Source organism: Fibrobacter succinogenes (genome assembly GCF_902779965.1).
GTDB lineage: Bacteria > Fibrobacterota > Fibrobacteria > Fibrobacterales > Fibrobacteraceae > Fibrobacter > Fibrobacter succinogenes_F.
This window is the reverse complement of the sequence record NZ_CACZDK010000012.1, coordinates 32,359-52,242: the sequence shown is the minus strand read 5'-3', so window position 1 is coordinate 52,242 and position 19,884 is coordinate 32,359. Positions and strand designations below refer to the sequence as shown.

At 48.4% G+C, this 19,884-nt stretch carries 14 protein-coding genes; 6 read left to right on the top strand and 8 right to left on the bottom strand.

The annotated features are described in order from the left end of the window. Together HUF13_RS07725 and HUF13_RS07720 are read right to left on the bottom strand one after the other, a co-directional pair. On the bottom strand, positions 1 to 2,610 hold the full coding sequence (locus HUF13_RS07725) for a hypothetical protein (RefSeq protein ID WP_173474589.1): 2,610 nt from the start codon (positions 2,608 to 2,610) through the stop codon (positions 1 to 3). A 448-nt stretch (positions 2,611 to 3,058) separates the two neighbouring features. After that, a complete protein-coding gene (locus HUF13_RS07720; RefSeq protein WP_304038950.1) occupies positions 3,059 to 4,012 on the bottom strand; it encodes a metalloregulator ArsR/SmtB family transcription factor in 954 nt (317 codons plus the stop codon). Between the two features lie 62 nt (positions 4,013 to 4,074). Here HUF13_RS07720 and HUF13_RS07715 point away from each other — a divergent pair, with 62 nt between their 5' ends. Together HUF13_RS07715 and HUF13_RS07710 are read left to right on the top strand one after the other, a co-directional pair. Beyond that, positions 4,075 to 4,914 (top strand): phosphatase PAP2 family protein, encoded by an 840-nt coding sequence (locus HUF13_RS07715; RefSeq protein WP_173474588.1) that lies wholly within the window; start codon positions 4,075 to 4,077, stop codon positions 4,912 to 4,914. Positions 4,915 to 5,001: 87 nt separating this feature from the next. After that, complete coding sequence (locus HUF13_RS07710; protein ID WP_173474587.1) at positions 5,002 to 6,009, top strand: FISUMP domain-containing protein; 1,008 nt, start codon at positions 5,002 to 5,004, stop codon at positions 6,007 to 6,009. A gap of 13 nt (positions 6,010 to 6,022) precedes the next feature. Here the strand turns inward: HUF13_RS07710 and HUF13_RS07705 are convergent, their stop codons facing one another. Further along, a complete protein-coding gene (locus tag HUF13_RS07705) occupies positions 6,023 to 6,265 on the bottom strand; it encodes a hypothetical protein (protein ID WP_173388988.1) in 243 nt (80 codons plus the stop codon). A gap of 106 nt (positions 6,266 to 6,371) precedes the next feature. Between HUF13_RS07705 and HUF13_RS07700 the strand changes: the two genes are divergently transcribed. After that, positions 6,372 to 7,709 carry a tetratricopeptide repeat protein gene (locus tag HUF13_RS07700; protein ID WP_304038948.1) on the top strand — a complete coding sequence of 446 codons (1,338 nt, stop codon included), beginning with the start codon at positions 6,372 to 6,374 and terminating at the stop codon, positions 7,707 to 7,709. A gap of 185 nt (positions 7,710 to 7,894) precedes the next feature. On the opposite strand, the gene HUF13_RS07695 is transcribed toward HUF13_RS07700, so the two are convergent. Then, positions 7,895 to 9,424, bottom strand: a complete 1,530-nt coding sequence (locus HUF13_RS07695; protein ID WP_173474585.1) for an FGGY-family carbohydrate kinase — start codon at positions 9,422 to 9,424, stop codon at positions 7,895 to 7,897. A gap of 137 nt (positions 9,425 to 9,561) precedes the next feature. Continuing rightward, positions 9,562 to 10,764, bottom strand: coding sequence for a class I SAM-dependent rRNA methyltransferase (locus HUF13_RS07690; RefSeq protein ID WP_173474584.1), 1,203 nt, complete (start codon positions 10,762 to 10,764; stop codon positions 9,562 to 9,564). A 214-nt stretch (positions 10,765 to 10,978) separates the two neighbouring features. Here HUF13_RS07690 and HUF13_RS07685 point away from each other — a divergent pair, with 214 nt between their 5' ends. Next, positions 10,979 to 12,451, top strand: a complete 1,473-nt coding sequence (locus HUF13_RS07685; protein WP_304038946.1) for a FecR family protein — start codon at positions 10,979 to 10,981, stop codon at positions 12,449 to 12,451. A gap of 26 nt (positions 12,452 to 12,477) precedes the next feature. Further along, entirely contained in the window at positions 12,478 to 12,891 is a 414-nt protein-coding gene (locus HUF13_RS07680) for a VanZ family protein (RefSeq protein ID WP_173474582.1), read from the top strand. Between the two features lie 91 nt (positions 12,892 to 12,982). On the opposite strand, the gene murB is transcribed toward HUF13_RS07680, so the two are convergent. After that, the gene (murB, locus tag HUF13_RS07675) at positions 12,983 to 13,918 is read right to left on the bottom strand and encodes a UDP-N-acetylmuramate dehydrogenase (protein ID WP_173474581.1); all 936 of its coding nucleotides are present in this window, start codon (positions 13,916 to 13,918) and stop codon (positions 12,983 to 12,985) included. A 27-nt stretch (positions 13,919 to 13,945) separates the two neighbouring features. On the opposite strand from murB, the gene HUF13_RS07670 reads away from it, so the two are divergent. Continuing rightward, on the top strand, positions 13,946 to 15,097 hold the full coding sequence (locus tag HUF13_RS07670; RefSeq protein WP_173474580.1) for a toprim domain-containing protein: 1,152 nt from the start codon (positions 13,946 to 13,948) through the stop codon (positions 15,095 to 15,097). A gap of 100 nt (positions 15,098 to 15,197) precedes the next feature. On the opposite strand, the gene HUF13_RS07665 is transcribed toward HUF13_RS07670, so the two are convergent. Both HUF13_RS07665 and HUF13_RS07660 read right to left on the bottom strand, forming a co-directional pair. Beyond that, positions 15,198 to 16,367: a GspE/PulE family protein gene (locus HUF13_RS07665; RefSeq protein ID WP_304038943.1), complete on the bottom strand. Its 1,170-nt coding sequence runs from the start codon at positions 16,365 to 16,367 to the stop codon at positions 15,198 to 15,200. Between the two features lie 347 nt (positions 16,368 to 16,714). After that, entirely contained in the window at positions 16,715 to 19,879 is a 3,165-nt protein-coding gene (locus tag HUF13_RS07660) for an efflux RND transporter permease subunit (RefSeq protein ID WP_173474578.1), read from the bottom strand. Positions 19,880 to 19,884 lie beyond the last annotated feature (5 nt).

The window sequence follows — 19,884 nt, the reverse complement described above, 5'->3', positions numbered from 1 at the left end:
TTACTTTACTTGTGCTTTCTTCGTTCTTACGAAGACGAATACGCCAAAGGCTGCCAACAGCACAAATGCAAAGATGCTGACTTTGATGCAGGCGTGGAACGGCTTACTGCGATATTCCATGCGGACTTCAGACTTACCCTTTGGAATTTCAACAGCGCGGAGATCGCCGAATGCCTTATAGACTTTGGCTTCTTTGCCGTTGACTGTTGCTTTCCAGTAGGGGTGGTAGTTGCCTGCGACAACCATAAAGCCTGCGCGGTCGCTTTCGACTTGGAATACCTGCGTGTCCATTTTGGGGCTTGCGATAAGTTTAGCCTTGCCTTGCGCCACTCCGCCTTCGCCCTTGTTTTGCGGTTCTTCGGAGAGGATGACTTTTTCGCGGTATGCAAAGCCGTTTTTCAAAGCATCGATTGCCTTGGAATCTTCCATCGTGGTAGATTCACCGTAGATGTATGCTTCGCCCATGGCGGTTGGAATTGGCATGTAGGTGGTGCCGCGCTGAGTATCGAAGATGATAGCGCCGATGTTCATGAGGTCGAGGAACGGGTGCGGTGCGTTTTGATCGTTGATGTTCAGCAAGTAGTTGGCGTTGCTTTGTCCGCCGCGGAATTCGCGGTAGCTTGCAAGTTCGTTGTCGTGGAAACCATCTGCGTTACGCATGTTGTATTGCGGGAAGATGTTTCCGCTGACGGCCTTATTGCGAGAAAGCGAGAGCACGCGCGGCGTGTTGATGGAGTCCGCCTTGTAAGTAGCCTTGAGTGCTGCGACAACGCCATTTTTTGGCTGTATGTATTCGTTGGCGGCAACGTTTTGGATAAATGCGCCGTTGATGGTCATGAGTTCGATGCCGGCGACGAGGGCGAGGATGCCGACTTTCGCCGGAGTGCTCCCTTTCCATTTGAACACAGCAATGCTTACTCCGATGACGACGAGAATCAAGATGAAACTCGGGATGATTTTAGATGCGGTGGCGTTCATCAAGATTTCGTTAAGCGGCTTGAAATACGGGGCAGTCACTGGGTCGTTCAGGAGCTTTTGTCCGCTCATGAGGAACAGCCCGATAACGGCAAATCCAATAATGACTGCTGCTTGAACGCCTCTCGAAGTTCCCGGGAGCTTCGCTTGGAATGCTTCCACAAAATTCTTGGCGTTGATGGCTTTGCCTTGGTCATCGAGGCTCATCACGCCGAGGCATGCGGCTGCGTAGGCGAGGCAAACGACAAAACCGAACGGGCTGATAAACGTGGTCCAGTTGAAACGTGCAATCACGACGAGCAAAAGTAAAATCACGAACATTGCGGTACCGTGCAAGAGTGCGCGGCGGTTCTTGACGGCGTTTTCGCCTTCGTCGGTAATGGCCTTGAGCACAGGGCCCGCCATCATCACGAGCAAGAGCGGAAGCCAGAACAGTGCCATGCCCGGAGCGCGGAAGTTTTTCACGCCTGGGAGGATGTTGTACCAGAGTTTGAAGAATGGGGAGTGATCGCCCATGCCATAGCTGAGGGCGACAACGGCGCCGAGTCCCCAGAAACTTGCCCAGCGACGCTTGCCCGGGAGGAACAGGCAGAGGAATCCGAGGAATGTCAGGAGTGCGCCCGCGTTGTTGTGGTCGAGCTTGAAGCTGTTGTGACCCCAGTAGAACGGGCTTCCTTGGCTGCCGGATGCGGCAATTTTGCGGTATTCGTCCATGGAAATGTTCACGAAAGAACTGCTTTTGAGGTCGCCACTCTTTTCGTCTTGCTCATAGACATCCACGCCGATAAATCCCGGAATGAGCATCTGGGCCATTTCTTCTTGATGGAACGACCAGCTCACGGCGTGACCGTAATTGGTGTGGTCGCCTTCACCGCGGACAGATTGCGTCGTGGTGTAGAGGTAAGGCGGAACAATTTGGAAGCAACTGATTGCAAGGCCAAAAGCAAGGCCTGCGGCGGCAAGGCCGATGCGCTTACCGCGGGTGGCAAGCGTGTTGCAATGGAATGCGGCTTCGTAAAGCGTGTAAAGCCCGGCACCCCAAAGGAACAAGTACGTGAGCTGCAAATGGCTCCCGAGAATCATCCACGTAACGCTTAATGCAAAGACAATCAGATAGGGAAGGCTTCCATCGCGGACAATCTTGCGTATGGCGAGGAGAGCCAATGGGGCGATGGCGAAAACCATCATCTTGCCATCGTGACCGCCGTAAATGTAAGTGAAATATTCCGGCGAGAAGGCGTAAAGGAATCCGAGAAGCGAACCCCACCATTTGTTACCGGTCAAGTTCCACGCGAGGAGCATTGCGCTCATAAAGGCTACCCAGACGGTCAAGATGAACTTGAATCCGACGGCGCGCGCCGGGTCCATGATGAATTGCGTCCACACGAGCGGGTGGTAGGCGTCGGCAAAGAGTGCATCCATTGTCGGAACACCACCGAGTCGGCTGTCGTCCCATTCCGTGAGAATCACGTTGAAGGTGCGCAAAATGCGGCTGCCGATACCGTTCAGCTGGTCGCTGTTGAGCATGAGTTGACTGGAATCGAGTGCGAAATCGCGGAAAACAATCAGCAAAATCGCAAAGAAAATTGCGGCCATTGTCGCAAAAAAAGCGGGTTTCTTGTTGAGGAAATTCATATAAGGAAATATAAAAATACCGCAGCAGTTGCCCACTACGGTTTGTTGAATTATTTGGCTTTGAACGAATCGTTCTCGAATAGAATTTATTCGAGAGTGTTTTCGTCGGTCTTAGCCGTCTTTACCAAATTGTAGATGCCGAATGCAGAGATAATGCAAACAGCGATGAAGACGGTGTACTTGATAAGCTTTCCCATAAAATTCTCCTTGAGATTTGTTTTAAAAGATATTTGTTTTTTGGTAAAAGGTCAAGAGGTGAATGTAAAATAAGTGGTTGGTGGTTAGTGATTGACGTCTTCGACGTCCGCGGCTGCATTTGGACATAAAAATAAGCAAGCTTATTTTTGCGTCACTCATTTGGCACGCTCTTAGTGGTTAGGATTGTAATAAGAGCGTTCCTTTTACATTCCTGTTTACTGATCACTGTATACTAGCCACTTCCTACTTCCTACTCTTTAGTAATAATCATGCAAATGACGGGGAGCTTTTTGTCGACCTCGTTTTCACTTGGGATGATTTCGCTTTCGAGCACCTTGCAGTTGAGTTCCTTCACAAAGAATTCAAGCTGGCTGCGTTCAAAACCAAGCCAAATGTGGCCGTGCGTCGTGCGGAACGATTCTTCCTTGTGTTGGGCAAGGTCCAAAAGCGCAAGCCTTCCGCCCGGTTTTAAAATGCGGGTCGCTTCCTTGAGGGCGAGTCGCGGGTCGGTCGCGTGGTGCAACACCTGGCTCATCAAGACGAGGTCGGCGTAGTTGTCGGGGAGGCCCGTCTGCGTCATATCCGCGACTTTCGGCGTTACGTTTTCGATGCCCTTTTGCTGCAAAACTTGCTGCAGCCCGCTGATGATTTTCGGATCGTAATCGAGGGCGGTCACGTTTTTGCAACGGCTTGCTAGCATGAGCGAGAGGTCGCCGCCTTCGCCGCATCCAAGGTCCACGGCGTTTTCGAACGGTACCATGAGCTTGCTGAACAGGCTGATTTGCGCCTTGAGGCTACCGCCGGCCTGGTCGAGCTTATGAATTTGACCTTTGGTCTTGTCGGTGCGTTCTTCGAGCGCTTGTGCGGCGCGGCACTTGAGAATATCCTTGTCTTGCAGTTCGTCGTAAGCTTCGCGGATAATTTGCAACAGGCGGCTGCTCATGTAGAGTTCTTCGCTCAAGCGGTAATAGGCCTTGATGCCATCGCGGCGGTCTTTCACGAGCCCGCATTGCGAAAGCTTAGCCAAGTGGCGGCTAGCGTTGCTTTGGTGGATGTCTAGAATATCCTTGATTTCGTTGACCGTAAATTCGGACTGGTCCAGTAAGAGTAAAATTTTGAGGCGCATTTCGTCAGAAATGGCTCCAAAAAGTTCCATGTTCGGGATGATTGGTTCTCGGTTCTGGTTAAAATTCGAATTTATCACGTGGTCCGCCAAAAGCTTTTTTATGTTTGTCTTTGTGAATATAAATTTTTAGATGGACTTTGATGGAAGAAAGACGTTTTAAAAGCTTGTTTCGTGTGTTTTTTGCTGTGCTTTGTGCTCAATCGCTGGCGCTTGCATCGTTGTCTCCAGAAAATGTAAAGCCTGAACACCATTACGATGTCTCTGTGCGGCTCGATGTTCCGCTCTCGCTTGGAATTACGTTGACTTCGGCTCTTGGCGTTTATCGATATTACAGTATGGAGCGCGTATCGGCCGATAATCTAAAACCGAGGTCGGATTTTTTGCCGTGGGATCGCCCGTTCGTGGGGCATTATAGCGGATGGGCGACGACCGTGAGCCATTACACGGGAGCGCTTGCTGTGGCTCCGCTTGCGTTGGCTGGCTATTCTTGGTATAAAGGCGATGCGGATGCGCATGACTTTGGCGCTTTTATGCTTATGTTTGCAGAAGCGTTTGCCTTGGAAAATGCGCTGAATCAAATTTTCCGTTCCATGCAACTTTGGCCGCGTCCATTCATTTATGCAAAACGCGGGGAAGGCGCTAAAAAAGCGGCGTCTGCGCGTGGCGAGGCTTACGGTTCGTTCTATTCGGGGCATGCATCGGCTGCGTTTACGGTCGCTATTTTTACGGGCGATTGGTTTTCTGAAGTTTATCCCAATTCAAAATACAAGCCGCTAGTTTGGGCTTCGTCGTTTGCGCTTGCGAGTGGCGTTGCCGCTTTGCGCGTGGTCGCTGGCAAGCATTATCCTTCGGATGTGCTCGTTGGGGCGCTTATGGGAACCGGAGTGAGCCTTGGAATCCTTAAATTGCATGAAATTTGTAAAAATAAAGTTTCCTTTTGGGTGATTCCGAACAATATTGGCGCTGTTTTTTACTTTTGAAAAATTTTTATCGCTTTTTTTGAAATTGCGTATATATATTCTTCTTTGCTTACTTGGTAAGTTGTTTTTGATTTGTGAGGTTTTTTGATGTTGGATGTGGTGTGGCGTCATTTGTGCGCCGTTGCGATTTTGACCGTGTCTGTGGTCAGCCATAATTACGCAGCAGAATTCAAAGATTATAGAGATGGGCGAGTGTATCGTGTCATTCCGTCCGGGAATTTGAACTGGTTCAAACACAGCCTGAGATATGGTAAAACAGCATTCTTTACAGATGAAAATGGAATCCCGTTTTATCGCGATGACAGCTGGGCGACTTCTTGCCCAGAAGGTTCGCAACTTCCCGACGAAATGGATTGGGAACAATTGATTGAAGATAGCTTCTCTGGCCCAGACAAAGTGCAGAATATGAAAAACTTTGTTGGTAATTCTTCACTGGGCTTTTATAAGTTTGAATTTGACGAAGTCGTGAACGCTAAAAAAGGCTATGCTTACTTTGCCGTGCGCAATCAGGGCAATCGCGCGATGAGGCTTGAAACCAAGCGTGGCGTAGCAAAGATTGTTGATCTTGAAAATTCTGATGCCGTTCAGATACGTTGTGTGTATCCTCGCGATTATCTTTCCGAAATGGGAATCTCAAAAACGGATATGATTTATACGGATAAACGAGATAATAAAAAATACAAAGTCGGTATGCGCGGTGGAAAAATCTGGATGATGAAAAACCTTGCATTTAGCGTGACATCCGAAAAGCAGTGCTACGTAGATGATAAATCGTTTTGCGAAAAGTTCGGGCGCTATTATACCTACGAAGATGCTCTCAAGGCGTGCCCTACGGGCTGGCATTTGCCGGATGATGCCGAATGGCGTGATTTCCAGAAAGACCGCAAAACTCTGGATTGGGACAATTTAGGGCAGGGCGGTTGCCAGGACTGGGATAATTTCTGTGATGGAGCAAATTCTGGACATTACTGGTCGAAAACGTCAGTAAAAGAGAAAACGGCTCGCTCGTGGGAATTCAATCGCGCTGATAAAGATATAGAGCGCACTGATGCCAGTGTTCATAAAGGACTTTATGTCCGCTGCGTTGCTGATTAATTTATTTTAAAAATTACAACTCGTCTTCGCTTTCGGATACGTCTTCGAAGTGGCTCCCGTATTCGTCAAAATTGACTTCTTCGGCGATGTCGTCATTGTCTAGGTCGTTATCGAGGCCGAATCCGAGACGTGCGCAAATGCGATCCAGGAGGATGAGGTCCACATCTTCGGTGTCGCCGCCCTCGCGTTCGTAACTCTCGATGATGAGCTCCTGTTCATCCGGTTTATATTTATCGACAACTTCGGTGATTTTCATTTTTTTTCTCCTTTGCGGATGGCTTAAGCAAAAATATCCGCATTCTCTGCTTGTAATATCGCCTATATAAGTTATATTGTCAATGGGTTTTACTATTTTTTTTACTATGAACAAGAAATTGTCTTTTATTGCGCTTGCATTTTTGTTGGGAATGTCTCAATCTTGGGCTGTTGATCCCCGTATTGAACAGGGTGCCCGTTTTGAGGCTAAGGGCCAGTACGAAAAGGCTCTTGGTGAATATCGCGCCATGTTGGCTGAAAATAAGAAGAATACCGAAGCTTACATGGCTGCTGGCAAGGTCCGTATGAAAATGAAGGACTATAAGGGCGCTGTGGCGAATTTCCGACTGGCTTATGGCTATGACCCCAGCTTGACCGAAGCGTACGAAGGTGCTGCTAAGGCTTACGAAGCTATGGGGCAGCAGGCAAAGGCTGATGCTGAACGCGCAAAGATAAAGGGCGCCAAAACGGCTTCTGCGGCTCCGGCAGCAACGAAGGCAGAAACGGCAAAGGCTGAACCTGCAAAAACTCAGGCAAAGGCCGCTCAACCGGCGCAAACCGCGCAAGCGACTCCAGCTGCAAAAACCGCAGCTCCTGCAAAGACTGAAACTCCGAAGGCTGCGCCAACAGCACAACCTGCTCTTGCTGATAACGAAGATCCGTTTGAAAAGGGCAAAGCTTTGGTGGCCGAAGGCCGCTATGCCGAAGCCGCCCCGCTTTGGAGAGCCGCCCTTGCAAAGAGACCTGGCGATGCCGGTGCGTACTTCTATGCAGGCCTAACTCGTTATGAGATGGGAGAATACGACAAGGCTGAGTTCAATTTGAAGAAGGGACTTCCGTACAAGGAACGCGGTAACGAAGCGAATTATTATTTGGCCAAGATTTATCAAAAGGGCAAAAAAACGGATCTGGAAAAGAAGTCCCTTGCGGCTTACTTGAAAAAGGCTGCTCCGGATGCCAAGTTCCGCAAGGCTGCCGAAGACCGCTTGGCTGAAATCAATGCTGTTGCTAACGCCGCTGCCGAAGAAAAGGCTCTGAAGGAAGCCGAAGCTAAAGCTTTGAAAGAAGCTAAGAAGACCGGGAACGACAAGGCGAGGTCTGCTGAAACCGCTGTAAGCTCCCAGAAGGAAGATGTCTCTCCGACTGCAACAAATTCTATTGCTAATGCCAACGCTTTGTATGCAGATGGCTACAACGAAGCCGCTCTTCAGATGTACAAGGCTTTGCTCGAAAATGAAATCACGCCGGATGAACGCTATTTTGCAATGCTCCAGATGGGCAATATTTACCGCGAAATGCGTGACTTCCACAGCGCTGTAACGCGTTATCGTGATGTTGTTCGTGAATTCCCGGATTCCGATTGGGCAACCGAAGCCGAACGCGCTCTAGAAGATGCTGTATGGCTCGAAAAGCATGCCAGCGAACTTCCGAGAAATAAACGTTAATTTAGTTGCTAGAACTTAGATGGCGGATCAGGTCCGCCATGACACGTTTTCGTCATTGCCTCTACGGGGCAATCTAGTCATTCCGGGCTTGACCCGGAATCCATGATTTCTTGTCTTTATGGATCCACTCCGCTTTGCTCCGAGGATGACTCTGCCCACTGCCAACTGCCTACTGCCAACTAATTTCAGCCAACGAGCTTCCTGTCGCTCTTGACTTTGTCTAGGAATTTTTTGTAGAGCTTGTTGTAAATCTCGTGATTTTCGGGGTCGGGCGTGTACGTGTTCGTGATTTCGATGTAGTTGTGAATGTCTTCGAACTTCATTTGTCCAAGCCCGATTGCAGCAACAGCTGCGGCGCCAAGTGCACCCACGTATTGCGGATGCTTGACCGTTTCGATTGTATGCCCTGTAATATCTGCGAGAATCTGGTTTACGATGTTGATTCTTGCAAGCCCGCCTGCAAAGCGGATTGTGTCTGAAACCTTGCACTTCCTGGCCTGGCATTCGAGCAACCAGCGGAAGTGGAAACAAATGCCTTCGATGACAGCACGGAGCAAATCGCCGCGCGAAGTTTCTAAATCAATGCCCGAAAGCGAACTGCGGATTTTTCCATCTTCAAATGGAGTTTTGCATCCGTTCATGAATGGTGTGAACAAAAGACCTCGTGCACCTGGTTTTGCCTTTGAAACAAGTGAAGCGCATTCTTCGAAACTGTATTCGGAATTGTCCAGTTTGCCTATAAGTTCACGAGCCCAGGCAAAGCATTTACCTGCGGTTTCGAGTTCGCCGTACAAGTACTTTTGTGCGGGATTCGGGCCTTTGACGGCTATCATCATGATGTCGGCGAACTGGATGATATGATCGACAACAGTACAAACGGAACCGGACGTGCCGCAGTAAATGGCGGTTTGGTTGCTATGCGTGTTTCCGCAACCAATGGCCACCATGGCGACATCTCCGCCGCCAGCGATGACGGGGGTTCCTTGTTTCAGGCCCATTTCTTCGGCTGCGGTTTCTGTGATTCGCCCGACAATATCAGTGCTTTGCACGATCTCTGGCAAATGCTGTTCGTTGATGCCGTAAGCTTGAACCATGGTGTGGCTCCAGCCGGAATGCCCTTTGCGGCAATCGTTGAGTGCCGAGCAGAATGCGGAGTCTTCGGTGCGCACAAAGCGGCCTGTCGTTTTGAACAGCAAGTAATCGCCGACATCGAGGAACTTGTCCACTTTCGCAAAAAGTTCGGGCTCGTTATTTTGGACCCATTTGTATTTCCAAACAGGGCTGTAGGCTCCGACTGGGACCATGCTTGTGTGGTGCATCGCCTTTAATAGCTTCCAAATGTTTAACCCGTGGATTTTTAACCCGTGATGGAAATAGTCCTTCAATTCTTTGTCGGCGCGTCGGTCGAGAAACGTCATAGGCGGGCGCACTGTGTTGCCCATTTTATCGACTAGGACGGTCCCGTTCATTTGCGAACAAAAACTGATACCTTTGATTTGGTCACTTGAAATGCTGTAATTCTTGAGAAGTTCTTTTGTGCTACGGCAGATGGAATCCCACCATTGTTCGGTGCTCTGTTCTACGCCTTTACCGCCCAGCGTTGTTGTGCTGTGCGTTGTAGTAACGGTCGCGCCCACGAATTCGATTGTATCGCTAATTTTTGTGAGTGCTGCTTTTATAAAGGAATTTCCAATATCGTATGTTACCAGGTACATTTCCAAACCCACTAAAAACAGTCCAACTTCCTTCAATAAAACTATAAAAAAATACAGGCGATGTCACCTGTATATAGTTTTTATGTAAGATTTTTTAAATATTTATTTTTAAGGGTACTGACTTCTGTCTAGATGTTTTAGACGACCTGAACGAGTAATCCCTTGAGGTATTGCCCTTCGGGGAAGGCGGTGTTCACGGGGTGGTCGGCGGGCTGTCCAAAACGCTCGATAATCTGCACTCGGCGGTGGGCGTCAGCGGCTGCATCTGCGATGATTTTCTGGAAAAGATCCATTTCCATGAGCCCGGAGCAGCTGAATGTAGCGAGCATTCCGCCTTCGGCGAGGAGCTTCATGGCAAGCAGGTTGATGTCCTTGTAACCGCGGGCGCCTTTCTGCAAATTGTCCTTGCTTTCGACGAACTTTGGCGGGTCGAGCACGATAAAGTCAAATGTTTCAGCCTTGTCACGGCACTTGCGCAAGTACTGGAAAACATCAGCTTCTACATGTGTTGCGTGTGCTGTGCTTAATTTGTTCCTCATGATGCCTTCTTTGGCGAGCTTGAGCGCATCCTTGGAAACATCGACTTGATAAACCTTTTCGCAGCCGCCACGGAGTGCGTAGAGCCCGAATCCGCCGGTGTAGCAGAAACAGTTGAGCACTTTTTTGCCTGCAGTGAGCTCGCCGACGCGGCGTCTTGCATCGCGCTGGTCGAGGTAGTAGCCCGTCTTGTGGCCATTCTTCACGTCGATGGGGAACAGAATGCCGTTTTCGTTGATGATGACCGGTTCATCAGGAACTTCGCCAAATACGACGCCTGTACGGAGGGGAAGCCCTTCTTTTTTGCGGACTTCGGAATCACAGCGTTCGTAAATGCCGCGGCATTCCGTCTTTTCGGCCAGCAGTTCGTAAATGGTTTTACGGTTGACTTCGGCACCGGCCGCGAGAATTTCGACAGAGTAAATATCGGCGTATTTGTCGATAATGCAACCCGGAATGCCGTCGTTTTCGGCGTTCACGAGGCGGAATGCGCTTTCCTTGTCATGGATGTCGAATCCACGGCTCTTGCGGGAGGTAATTGCGCGGTCGAGAATATCGCTAAAGAATTCTCTATCGATTTTTGTATTCTTGCCTTCGTTTCCGAATGTCCAGAAACGGCCCCGGATCTGGGATTTTGGGGAATACGCTGCAAGGCCAAGAAAATCGCTCTTGTAGCTGTAAACTTCAACAACGTCACCGAGCTCTGGGTCTCCGACAACTTCGTCGATGGCACCACTAAAAATCCAAGGATGGTAGCGGAGGGCCGATTTATCGCGCCCGGCTTTTAAAATAATCGCTTTCATGGTTGAAAATTTAGAAATTATTATATATTTCTTTTTGTCACGTGTTTTTGTTTTTCTTAAATCGTGTGATGGTGGACAATTTCCTGTTTTTAATCGAGGGGGTGATGTGGTTTTAAATTTCTTTTTTGAAATTTTTATTACTAGATTAAAAAACATGGTAGTCATTTTTCAGACCAAATTTTTTCGAGTGGGAGCTTGGGGAACAGCGCTTGTTTTGTCGGGTACATTGTGTGCTTGTGATGGCGAAAAGAAAAATGCAAATAAGGTTTTGTCCAATAAGCATGTTTTTAACGCTTCGGTTCGCGAAATAATGGGCGATGCCAAGATTATCATTGATGGCGATGCTTATTCTTTAGATGTTGGACAGAATGTCTTTGAAAAAACGCAACTGGAGGCTGGAGTTGCCTCGTCGGTCGTACTTTCTGTGGCCGATGGTTCTGCTTTAAAGGTCGATGGAAAATCGGTAATCCAGTTTGACGCGACGATAGAATCCTTGAAACGAACGATGTCGGTGGCGCTCCGTCAAGGGCGGCTGATGTTTGATGTGCAAAAGCAAGCGATTAAGGATGAATTTGAAATCAGTACTGAAAACGTTGTGTCCGTGGTTCGCAGTGCGGTGGGTTTTGTTGAAAATATCGATGGCTTAGAAGTTTCTTCGCTTAAGGAAGGATCGGTTGTTGCTGTAAAATCAGATTTAGAACAGTCTATTAAGAACGGGCAGACTTTGATTGCAAATGTGAATGGCATTAAAATTCTTCCGCTTGCAAGTTCGGGAACGCTGTTTTTGGCGCGAGCCATTGATTCTGTGGCAACGGAGGCTGCGTCTGAGCTTGGGGTGCATGCTTCAAAGCTGAATCTTGATAAGATTGCGGCGATGTTGGTGGCTTTTGATGATGCTTATAAAAAGAAAGCCGATAGCTTAATAAAGAAAACACAGGTATCGTTTAAGCCGAAAATTTTGAACGAATACATCGGAAAGCCAAGTGTTACATTGGAAGCGCTATTTGTGCCGGGCAGCATTGTTTCGGTGCAAGGTTTTGTAGATACGATTCCAGAAAGCGGGATTTACAAGCGGACTTTTGAATGGGCTGATTCTACGGCGTTTGGACCGAAGCGTTTTGTCGTCAATTGTAGCAATGGCGAGGTAGAATATATTTGCCATACGTGGATTACGAATTTTGTTTCGGCGAAAATGGCTGAGGTCTTGACAAAGGCGGATGAACGTAAGACTCACGTTGTAAAGGATACTGTCCAACAACCCAAAAATCTCAAACCTACGGTTGTAATTGAAGGCTCGGGTCGTGAGCGCATTCACGTGTTGCCCGAAGAGCGCGATATCCCGGCGACGCTGCGTTTTAGCGTGGCTGGCTTGATGGGTGCTGATTTAAAGCAAATTAAGAAGATTGTGGTTAAGCGTAAAGGTGCTATTATTAAAACGTTTAGTGGCGATGAATTGACAACAAATTCTTTTAAACTTCCGCTCCGGTTGAAGCAGAATAGAATTGCGCATATCGAAATTTGGGTGTATTTTGTGAATGGCAAACGCATCAAGGGCCGAAAAGTTTATGAGACTTACTGCTATTTTGAAAATTACGAAGGTGGTAAAAAGAGTAATCGAATTAACGATATGACGGCGGAAGAAGAGTATAAAAACGTCGTGTCCAAGCACCTGCTCAAGAACGAATAGCTTTTTAAAAAGCTAAATTTGGGCGCATGTTTGAATCGTTATTTGACAAGTATCCGTTTTTCAGAAAAGTACCGGCCATCCTTTGCATGGCGATTATATTCAAGCTTTCGTCGATGACTTCTGCGGAGCTGGAAGATTTCCCGCATGTGTGGGATAAGCTTGCGCATACTTGCGAATACGCCACATTGGCGGGTTGCTTTTGCATGTGGTGGGCTCGCGGTCAGTGGTCTATAAAGCCGTGGCTCAAGGTTGTAATAGTGATGCTCTTGGCACTTGCGTATGGTTGCACGGACGAATACCACCAGTTGTTTGTGGAAGGCCGTAGCTGCGATGCGATGGACTTGATTGCGGATTCTCTTGGTGGATTTATCGGCGGCTCAGTTTACGTGCTTGTCGTAAAGATTTTGAACAAGTTTGACCCACTTCCCTCTGCTAGTTAAATATTTGTGGGGAATAAATCCCCGATAGTACCATTAGCGGTATGAAAAAGAGTTTCCTGTAATATTTTGGCTTTCTTTGGGGCAACTATCTTTAAAATTCTCCGAGCAGAATAATTTCGCGTTTTAATTGAATGTTGAATTTTTCGGCGACGACTTTTTGAACGTGTTCGCTAAGCGCTTTGATATCTGCAGCTGTGGCGCCACCGGCATTTACGATAAAGTTTGCATGGACTTGGCTGACTTCGGCTCCTCCAATGCGGAAACCTTTTAGTCCGGCTTGTTCTATGTAGTAACCTGGTGCGATTTGCGTGGGTGTGGCTGCAGCGCCTGCGTCGAGGCGCTTGAATGTACTGCCGGCGTTCGGCATGGAGAGCGGCTGCGAATTGCGACGCTTTGTCATGCATTCTTGCATTTCGGCTTCAAGGTCTTTTGCTGTTTTGCCGAACTCTTGGGCGGGCGTGAGTTGGAATGTGGCGGCGAGAATGGTTTCGGCGCTTTCTGCTGAAGCTGCGGAAGTCGCTAGCTCTTGGAAAACGCTGTGGCGGTAACCGAACGCGCATTCTTGTGCGGCGCGCTTGTGCAAGTTGCCGTCGGCATCAATCGTTTCGACTTCTATGCAAGTTTGCGAAACATCTTGACCGTAAGCGCCTGCGTTCATGTAAATGGCGCCTCCGAGACTTCCTGGAATGCCTGCCAGTTTGTGAATTCCGGCAAGGCCTTCGTTAATCGAATAGCGGGCGAGGCGAGCGAGCGGGGTGGCGCCTTTGGCGCGAATTTTTCCGTTGCCAATGTTCGTAATTTCCGAGAAAAATTTACCGAGCTGGATGATAACGCCGTTGAATCCGCGGTCAGACACGAGCAAATTGGAGCCTTTCCCAAGAATGAAGTTTGGAAGAGAATGTTCTTTTGCAAACTGAATGGCTTCTTTTATATCATCAACAGATTCTGCTTTAACAAAATATTTTGCGGGACCGCCTACTTTAAAGGATGTGCGCTCGCTCATCGGTACATTTTCGAGAATAATCATGACGAAAATATATATATTCTTTGTGCAATGACAGAAGAGGAACTCAAACAATTTAAGGCTGCACTCTCGATTACGAAGGTCGCTGTGGACTTAGGCATACCTGTGGTGCGTAATCGTTGCCGTTGCTTTTTCCCAACGCGCCATTCTCATGGCGATAGAACGCCTTCGGTTTCTTTTTCTGAAGAACGTGGAACATTCCGTTGCTGGGTTTGTGACGATGTTCGCGGTGATGTGATTTCGCTTGTTCAGATTGTCAAGAATTGTTCCTTTTTAGAGGCTTTGAACTGGCTCAAGGAAACGTATGGATTTTTGGTGTCGGGTGCAAAATTGCCGATGCAAAATCATGCGGCACCGAATATTTCGCCTGCAGTTGCTCCGGCGCAGGTTCATACGACAGCGCAAAATGCCACGCTTGTGGCGAAAATGGCGGTGCGCGAAGCAGCTCTGGAATATCATTCACCTGAGCCAGCCAAAGAGATTGTGAGTGAAGATGAACGCAAGAAAATCATCCTTTCGTTCTTGAAAATGTTGAGTCCTATCGATAGGACTCCAGCTGCGGCATACTTGGCTCGCCGCCGCATATACAAGCCGATTTGGGATAAGATGCTTTTGCGCACGATTACGGATTATGGTGCGATTAGCGATAAGCTCAAAGAAACCTACGATTTGGAAGTCCTCAAGTATGTAGGGCTTTTCAATGAAAATGGAAATTTGAGGTATTACAAACATCCGCTGTTTTTCCCTTACCTCGATGCAAAACGCCGTTCGTTTTATTTTCAGGCGCGAGCTATTAATAGCTCCGTTGTTCCCAAGGAATTGAATTTGCGCGGGACTGTTCCGTATCCGTACAATGTTTCTGTTCTTGATCAAAAACCGGGCTGGGTTTATTTGTGCGAGGGCGTTATTGATACGCTTACGTTTTTAGGACAAAATATTGCTGCTATTGGCATTCCCGGTGTTCGCTCGTTCAAGACCGAATGGCTCCCGCTTTTCAAAAATAAAAATGTTATGCTTTGTTTGGACAAAGATGAAGCGGGCCGCAGTGGTACAGAATACTTGCAATCTGTTTTTGAACAAGCTGGTATTCGTACGATTGTACTTGGCGAAGGTCTTGAAAACCTTAATTTTTCCATGAAAGAAGGCGACGATATTAATTCGTGGTTCGGCGGGAAGAAGTGAACTTGGGTTAGTAGGAAGTGGTTAGTGGTTGGTGGTTAGGAATCGTCATCCTCGAAGCGAAGCTGAGGGGATCCAGTGAAGAATCCTTCAGCTTTGCTTACTATCTCCCCATGACTCTATCTATTTCTTCTTGATGGGTGATGCCGGTTTCTACGAGTCTTTGTGCATTTTCTTGCATGGTGCCGTCGGCGTAGGTGCCGCTTGGTAACAGCAATTCGCAGACGATGGTTCTGCCTTTATCAATTTTCCGCACGAGGCGCTGAGCGAAAACGCCGAGCAAGGTTTCGTTTAAAATACTTTGAGAAATGCCGAGATCAATTAAGCGTGGTGCTGCGCCTTTGGCGCTGTTCGTGTGCAGGGTGCTTAAAACCAAATGCCCTGTTTGTGCGGCTCGAATTGCAATTTGTGCAGTTTCTGCATCACGTATTTCGCCAACGAAAATCACGTCGGGATCCTGGCGTAAAATAGAACGCAATGCAACGGCGAATGTGAAACCGCATTTTTCATTTACGGGAACTTGATTGGCGCCGCGAAGCTCGTATTCAACAGGGTCTTCGATTGTTGTGACGTTGATTTTCCGCTGGATGATTTCGCGGAGGCCTGCGTAAAGAGTTGTAGTTTTGCCGCTGCCTGTAGGGCCAGTGACCAAGAATAATCCTTGCGGAGCGTTGAAAATGCGTCGGAGGGCTTGTAACGTCTTTTCGCTAAAGTCTAGATTGTCGAGCGTTTGTGCAGAATCGTTTGCGGGGAGCAATCGCAAAACACATTTTTCGCCGTTGTTTACGGGAATGGTACTTAAGCGCACGTTCACTTTTTCGCGAAAATCTTCAAATGCAAAACTCCCGTCGTGCGGCAATCGGCGCTCCGTGATATCGACATTTGCCATGACTTTCAAGCGAATCAAAACGGGTTCGGCTAGCCATTGCGGAAACGAACGGTATTCCGTTAAAAGTCCGTCAATGCGGAACCGCACTCGGAGCGAGTCGGCCGTCGGTTCAAGGTGAATATCGGTTGCTTTTTTCTGGAGCGCCTTGACGATAAGGCTATTGACGAAATTCACAATGGGCTCTGATTCCCAAGACGTGTTGCGCGATGCGTCCAACTGCTTGATATGCTTGAGCAAATCTTCATCGTCAATGTTTTCGGCATTGCTGTGCATAAGCCGGATTTCCGCAGGGGAGTGCTCTTCGGGGATGACGCACTTTTGTGTTGCAAATCGAATTTTTTCCAGCAAAAGTTCGTCACTTGCGTTCGAAACTGCAACTTTCATAGGTGCTGCGCATGTTTCGGCGCATTCTCTATTGCAATCCCAGTCTATGATTGCAATTCCGTTTCTCTGGCACCATTTTTTAGACAAGTTTATTTGATTCATCCCCGTAAAATACAAAGAAAAAATCTCAAAAATCTATTTTCTGAAAATTTTGCAACCTATGGTTTGCAAAGTGCCGTAAAGTCATCCTGACACCGAAGGGGGAAGGATCCAGTAATTTCTTGTTGTGAAAAATCAAAGCTTAACTGGATCCTTCACGTCGCCCTTACGGGCTTTGTTCAGGATGACACTGCACAAAAAAAGTCCCCCGGGTGGGGGACTTTGCGGAGTTGTCTAATGAAATTTAATTATGCCTTGCTGAACTTTGCCTTGACTTTGCTGGCGCCTTTCTTTGCCTTGCTAAAGAGGGCGTTCGGGAGCCAGAAGAATGTCGGCACAAGGAACATGGTAAGCACTGCGGACACAATCAAACCACCCACAGAGGCGATACCCATCGGCTGCGTCATGGCGGCCACGTTACCACCGAGAGCAAATGCCAGCGGAAGCTGTGCAATCACGGATGCAAGCGTTGCAAGCATGATCGGCTGGAACTTGGACTTTGCTGCGGTCAACACTGCCGAACGGCGGCCCATGCTTCCACTACGCAACAGACGGTTTGCTTCGTCGAGCAAAAGAATAGCGTTGTTCACCACCACACCAATCAACATCACGATAGCCATGAGGGCAATCATGGAGAGTGCCTTGCCGGTAAAGATAAGGGCGAGGAGCACGCCAATAGCGCCCATCGGGATGGTTGTCATGATAATGAACGGCTGGGCAAAGCTTTCGAGGAGAGCTATCAGCAAGATATAGGTGAGGAGAATTGCCATCACGATTGCCGTCATGAATTCCTTCTGCATGTCGTTCTGCATGTCGGCGTTACCACCGAAGCTGAACGTGATGCCTTCCGGGAGTTCGTCCTTCATGCTTGCAGTAAGTTCGCCAAGCTTGCCCATGATTTCACCGGTCGTGTGGCCCGGGAGCAAGTTCATCGAAACGTCAACACGTCTCATCTTGCGCTTACGGTCAATACGCGTCGGACCTGCACCATCTTCGATGTGGAAGAGCTCACTTGCACTTACGTAGCCCTTTGGCGTCTTGACAGGCAAGTCTTCGATGTCGGCATGGCTCTGTCTATCCTTTTCCATCAAGCGCACATAAACGTCGTATTCTTCACCGTCTTCGGTATATTGTCCTGCTTCGAAACCGTTCACTGCGATGTAGTTGTAGTTTGCGACGGTTTCTAGCGTTACACCGTAGTCGGCAAGTGCTGCACGATTCGGAACCAAGCGGATTTCCGGCTTACCGGCTTCGTAACTTGTCTTGATATCCACGATACCGTCAATCTTTTCCTTGACGCGGTCAAGGACGATTTGAGAAGCCTTAATCACGGAGTCTGCATGGAGACCGCTCACTTCGAGCACCACGTCACCGGCGGAGTTGTTCTGCATTTCAGAGGCGGAGGTGGATTTCACGGAAATGTAGGCATCAGGAATATTGGCGAGGTACGGGCGGATGGAATCGACGATTTCGTCGGTGCTGCGATGTCTGCCCTTCCAGTCCTTCATTTTCTTCTTTTCCCAGTCCTTCAAGAGCCTTACACGCATGGTAGCCTGGTTTACGGTCGTAAAGCCGTTGGAACCACCCACGTTCATGCTGTAGTGAACAATTTCAGGAATATCCTTGACGCGGGATTCGATAATGCGTGCGACACTGTCGGTCGTTTCGATATTCGTACCTACGGGCATTTCGAGCTTGATGCTCATCATGCCTTGGTCTTGTCTCGGGGTAAGTTCAACGGTCAAGTTGTTCTTGGCGAGGTTTGCGACGAGCATGAGAGTAAGGACTAGTGCTACAACTTGGAAAATCACGCCCGGAACAGAAAGGCAGAATCCAAGCATCTTCAAATAGACAAAACGGAAACCGTTCAAAATTTTCGGGAAAATACCAAGAGCGGATTCGATAATGCCTGGCTTTTCTTCGATGATGTTTCCGTTTTCGTCTTTCTTTTTACCCTTGAACAAGTAGGCAGCCATAAGCGGTGTAAGCGTAAATGTCACGAGGAGCGACACGAACGTTGCAAACACCATGGTCATACCGAATGTTCTAAAGAAGATACCTACGATGGACTTCATGAATGCGATAGGCACGAACACGCAGACGTTGGTGAGTGTTGATGCCATGATGGCAATCATGATTTCGGAGGTGCCCTTATAGGCGGCTTCCTTCGGGTCAAGGCCTTGGTTCAACTTGCTGTTGATGTTTTCAAGCACGACGATGGAGTTCGTCACCAACAGCCCCACGGAACTCGAAAGAGCCATGAGGGACATCATGTTGATGCCAAAGCCTGCGAAGTACATGAGCGTGAAAGCGCCAATCACAGAAATCGGCATCGTGAGGGCTGCGATAATCATCGTGGAGAACTTGCCGAGGAACAAGAGCAAGAGGGCGGCGGTAAGCACGATGGCGATAATGATGTTTTGAATAACGTTATCGATGGATTCGTTCACAGCTTCGGACTTGTCGTAAATGAGCGTGAGCTTGAAGCCTTCCGGGAGAGTCTTGTTGACTTCTTCCAAACGCTTGAGCACGCCTCTGGAAACTTCCACGACGTTTGCGTCGGAACGCTTCTTGATATCCAGTGCGACAGAGTTGATGCCGTTAAAGCGGGAAGTCGATGTAATTGTTTCGATGGTATCTTTCACGACGGCAATTTCAGAGAGCTTGACCACTCCCTTTTCCGTCGGAATTTCCATATTGCGCATTTCATCGAGGTTCTTGAACTTACCTGCGGTACGCACAGACGTGTTCTTGTGCTTGCCGATAACTTCACCAATCGGGAGGTTAACGTTGGACATGCCGTAAAGGCCCATCATGGTGCCGATATCGACACCGCGGTCCATCATTTTTTCCTTGTCGACTTCGATGGCAATCTGGCGGGTTGTACCACCGAAGATATCGACGCTTGCGACACCGGAAACAGAGGTGAAGAGCGGTTCAATTTCGTCTTCGACTTTCTGGCGGAGTTCCGTAGAGTTCAGAGGGCCGGTAAACGAAATTGCCATGATGGCGGCACCGTTAATATCGACCTTTGAAATAATCGGAGCCTGCACGGCATCCGGGAAGTCCGCAGAGGCGAGGTCCACCTTGGAACGCACGTCATTTGCGGCAACGTCCACGTTCACGCCCATGTTGAACATGGCGACGATAATGCCGTAGTTTTCCAAGCAGATGGACTGCACGTAGTCGATACCGTCCACGAGTTCCACCTGTTCTTCAATCGGCTTGATAATTGTGGTTTCGATTTCTTCAGGGTTTGCACCCTTGTAAATGATGGTGGCCGTAACCACGGGGACTTCGAATTTCGGCATCAAGTCCACCACCATCATAGAATAAGTATAAAGACCGAACACCACCACGGTCAAGATGACCATGAGCATGGTGATTGGTTTGTAGATACTGGCTTTTATCATTGACT

What these genes read in the sequence shown, in the direction of transcription:
- HUF13_RS07725 (WP_173474589.1), bottom strand. Translation starts at nt 2,610, where the DNA reads ATGAATTTCCTCAACAAGAAACCCGCTTTTTTTGCGACAATGGCCGCA.
- HUF13_RS07715 (WP_173474588.1), top strand. Translation starts at nt 4,075, where the DNA reads ATGGAAGAAAGACGTTTTAAAAGCTTGTTTCGTGTGTTTTTTGCTGTG.
- HUF13_RS07710 (WP_173474587.1), top strand. Translation starts at nt 5,002, where the DNA reads ATGTTGGATGTGGTGTGGCGTCATTTGTGCGCCGTTGCGATTTTGACC.
- HUF13_RS07705 (WP_173388988.1), bottom strand. Translation starts at nt 6,265, where the DNA reads ATGAAAATCACCGAAGTTGTCGATAAATATAAACCGGATGAACAGGAG.
- HUF13_RS07700 (WP_304038948.1), top strand. Translation starts at nt 6,372, where the DNA reads ATGAACAAGAAATTGTCTTTTATTGCGCTTGCATTTTTGTTGGGAATG.
- HUF13_RS07695 (WP_173474585.1), bottom strand. Translation starts at nt 9,424, where the DNA reads ATGTACCTGGTAACATACGATATTGGAAATTCCTTTATAAAAGCAGCA.
- HUF13_RS07690 (WP_173474584.1), bottom strand. Translation starts at nt 10,764, where the DNA reads ATGAAAGCGATTATTTTAAAAGCCGGGCGCGATAAATCGGCCCTCCGC.
- HUF13_RS07680 (WP_173474582.1), top strand. Translation starts at nt 12,478, where the DNA reads ATGTTTGAATCGTTATTTGACAAGTATCCGTTTTTCAGAAAAGTACCG.
- murB (WP_173474581.1), bottom strand. Translation starts at nt 13,918, where the DNA reads ATGATTATTCTCGAAAATGTACCGATGAGCGAGCGCACATCCTTTAAA.
- HUF13_RS07670 (WP_173474580.1), top strand. Translation starts at nt 13,946, where the DNA reads ATGACAGAAGAGGAACTCAAACAATTTAAGGCTGCACTCTCGATTACG.
- HUF13_RS07665 (WP_304038943.1), bottom strand. Translation starts at nt 16,367, where the DNA reads ATGAAAGTTGCAGTTTCGAACGCAAGTGACGAACTTTTGCTGGAAAAA.
- HUF13_RS07660 (WP_173474578.1), bottom strand. Translation starts at nt 19,879, where the DNA reads ATGATAAAAGCCAGTATCTACAAACCAATCACCATGCTCATGGTCATC.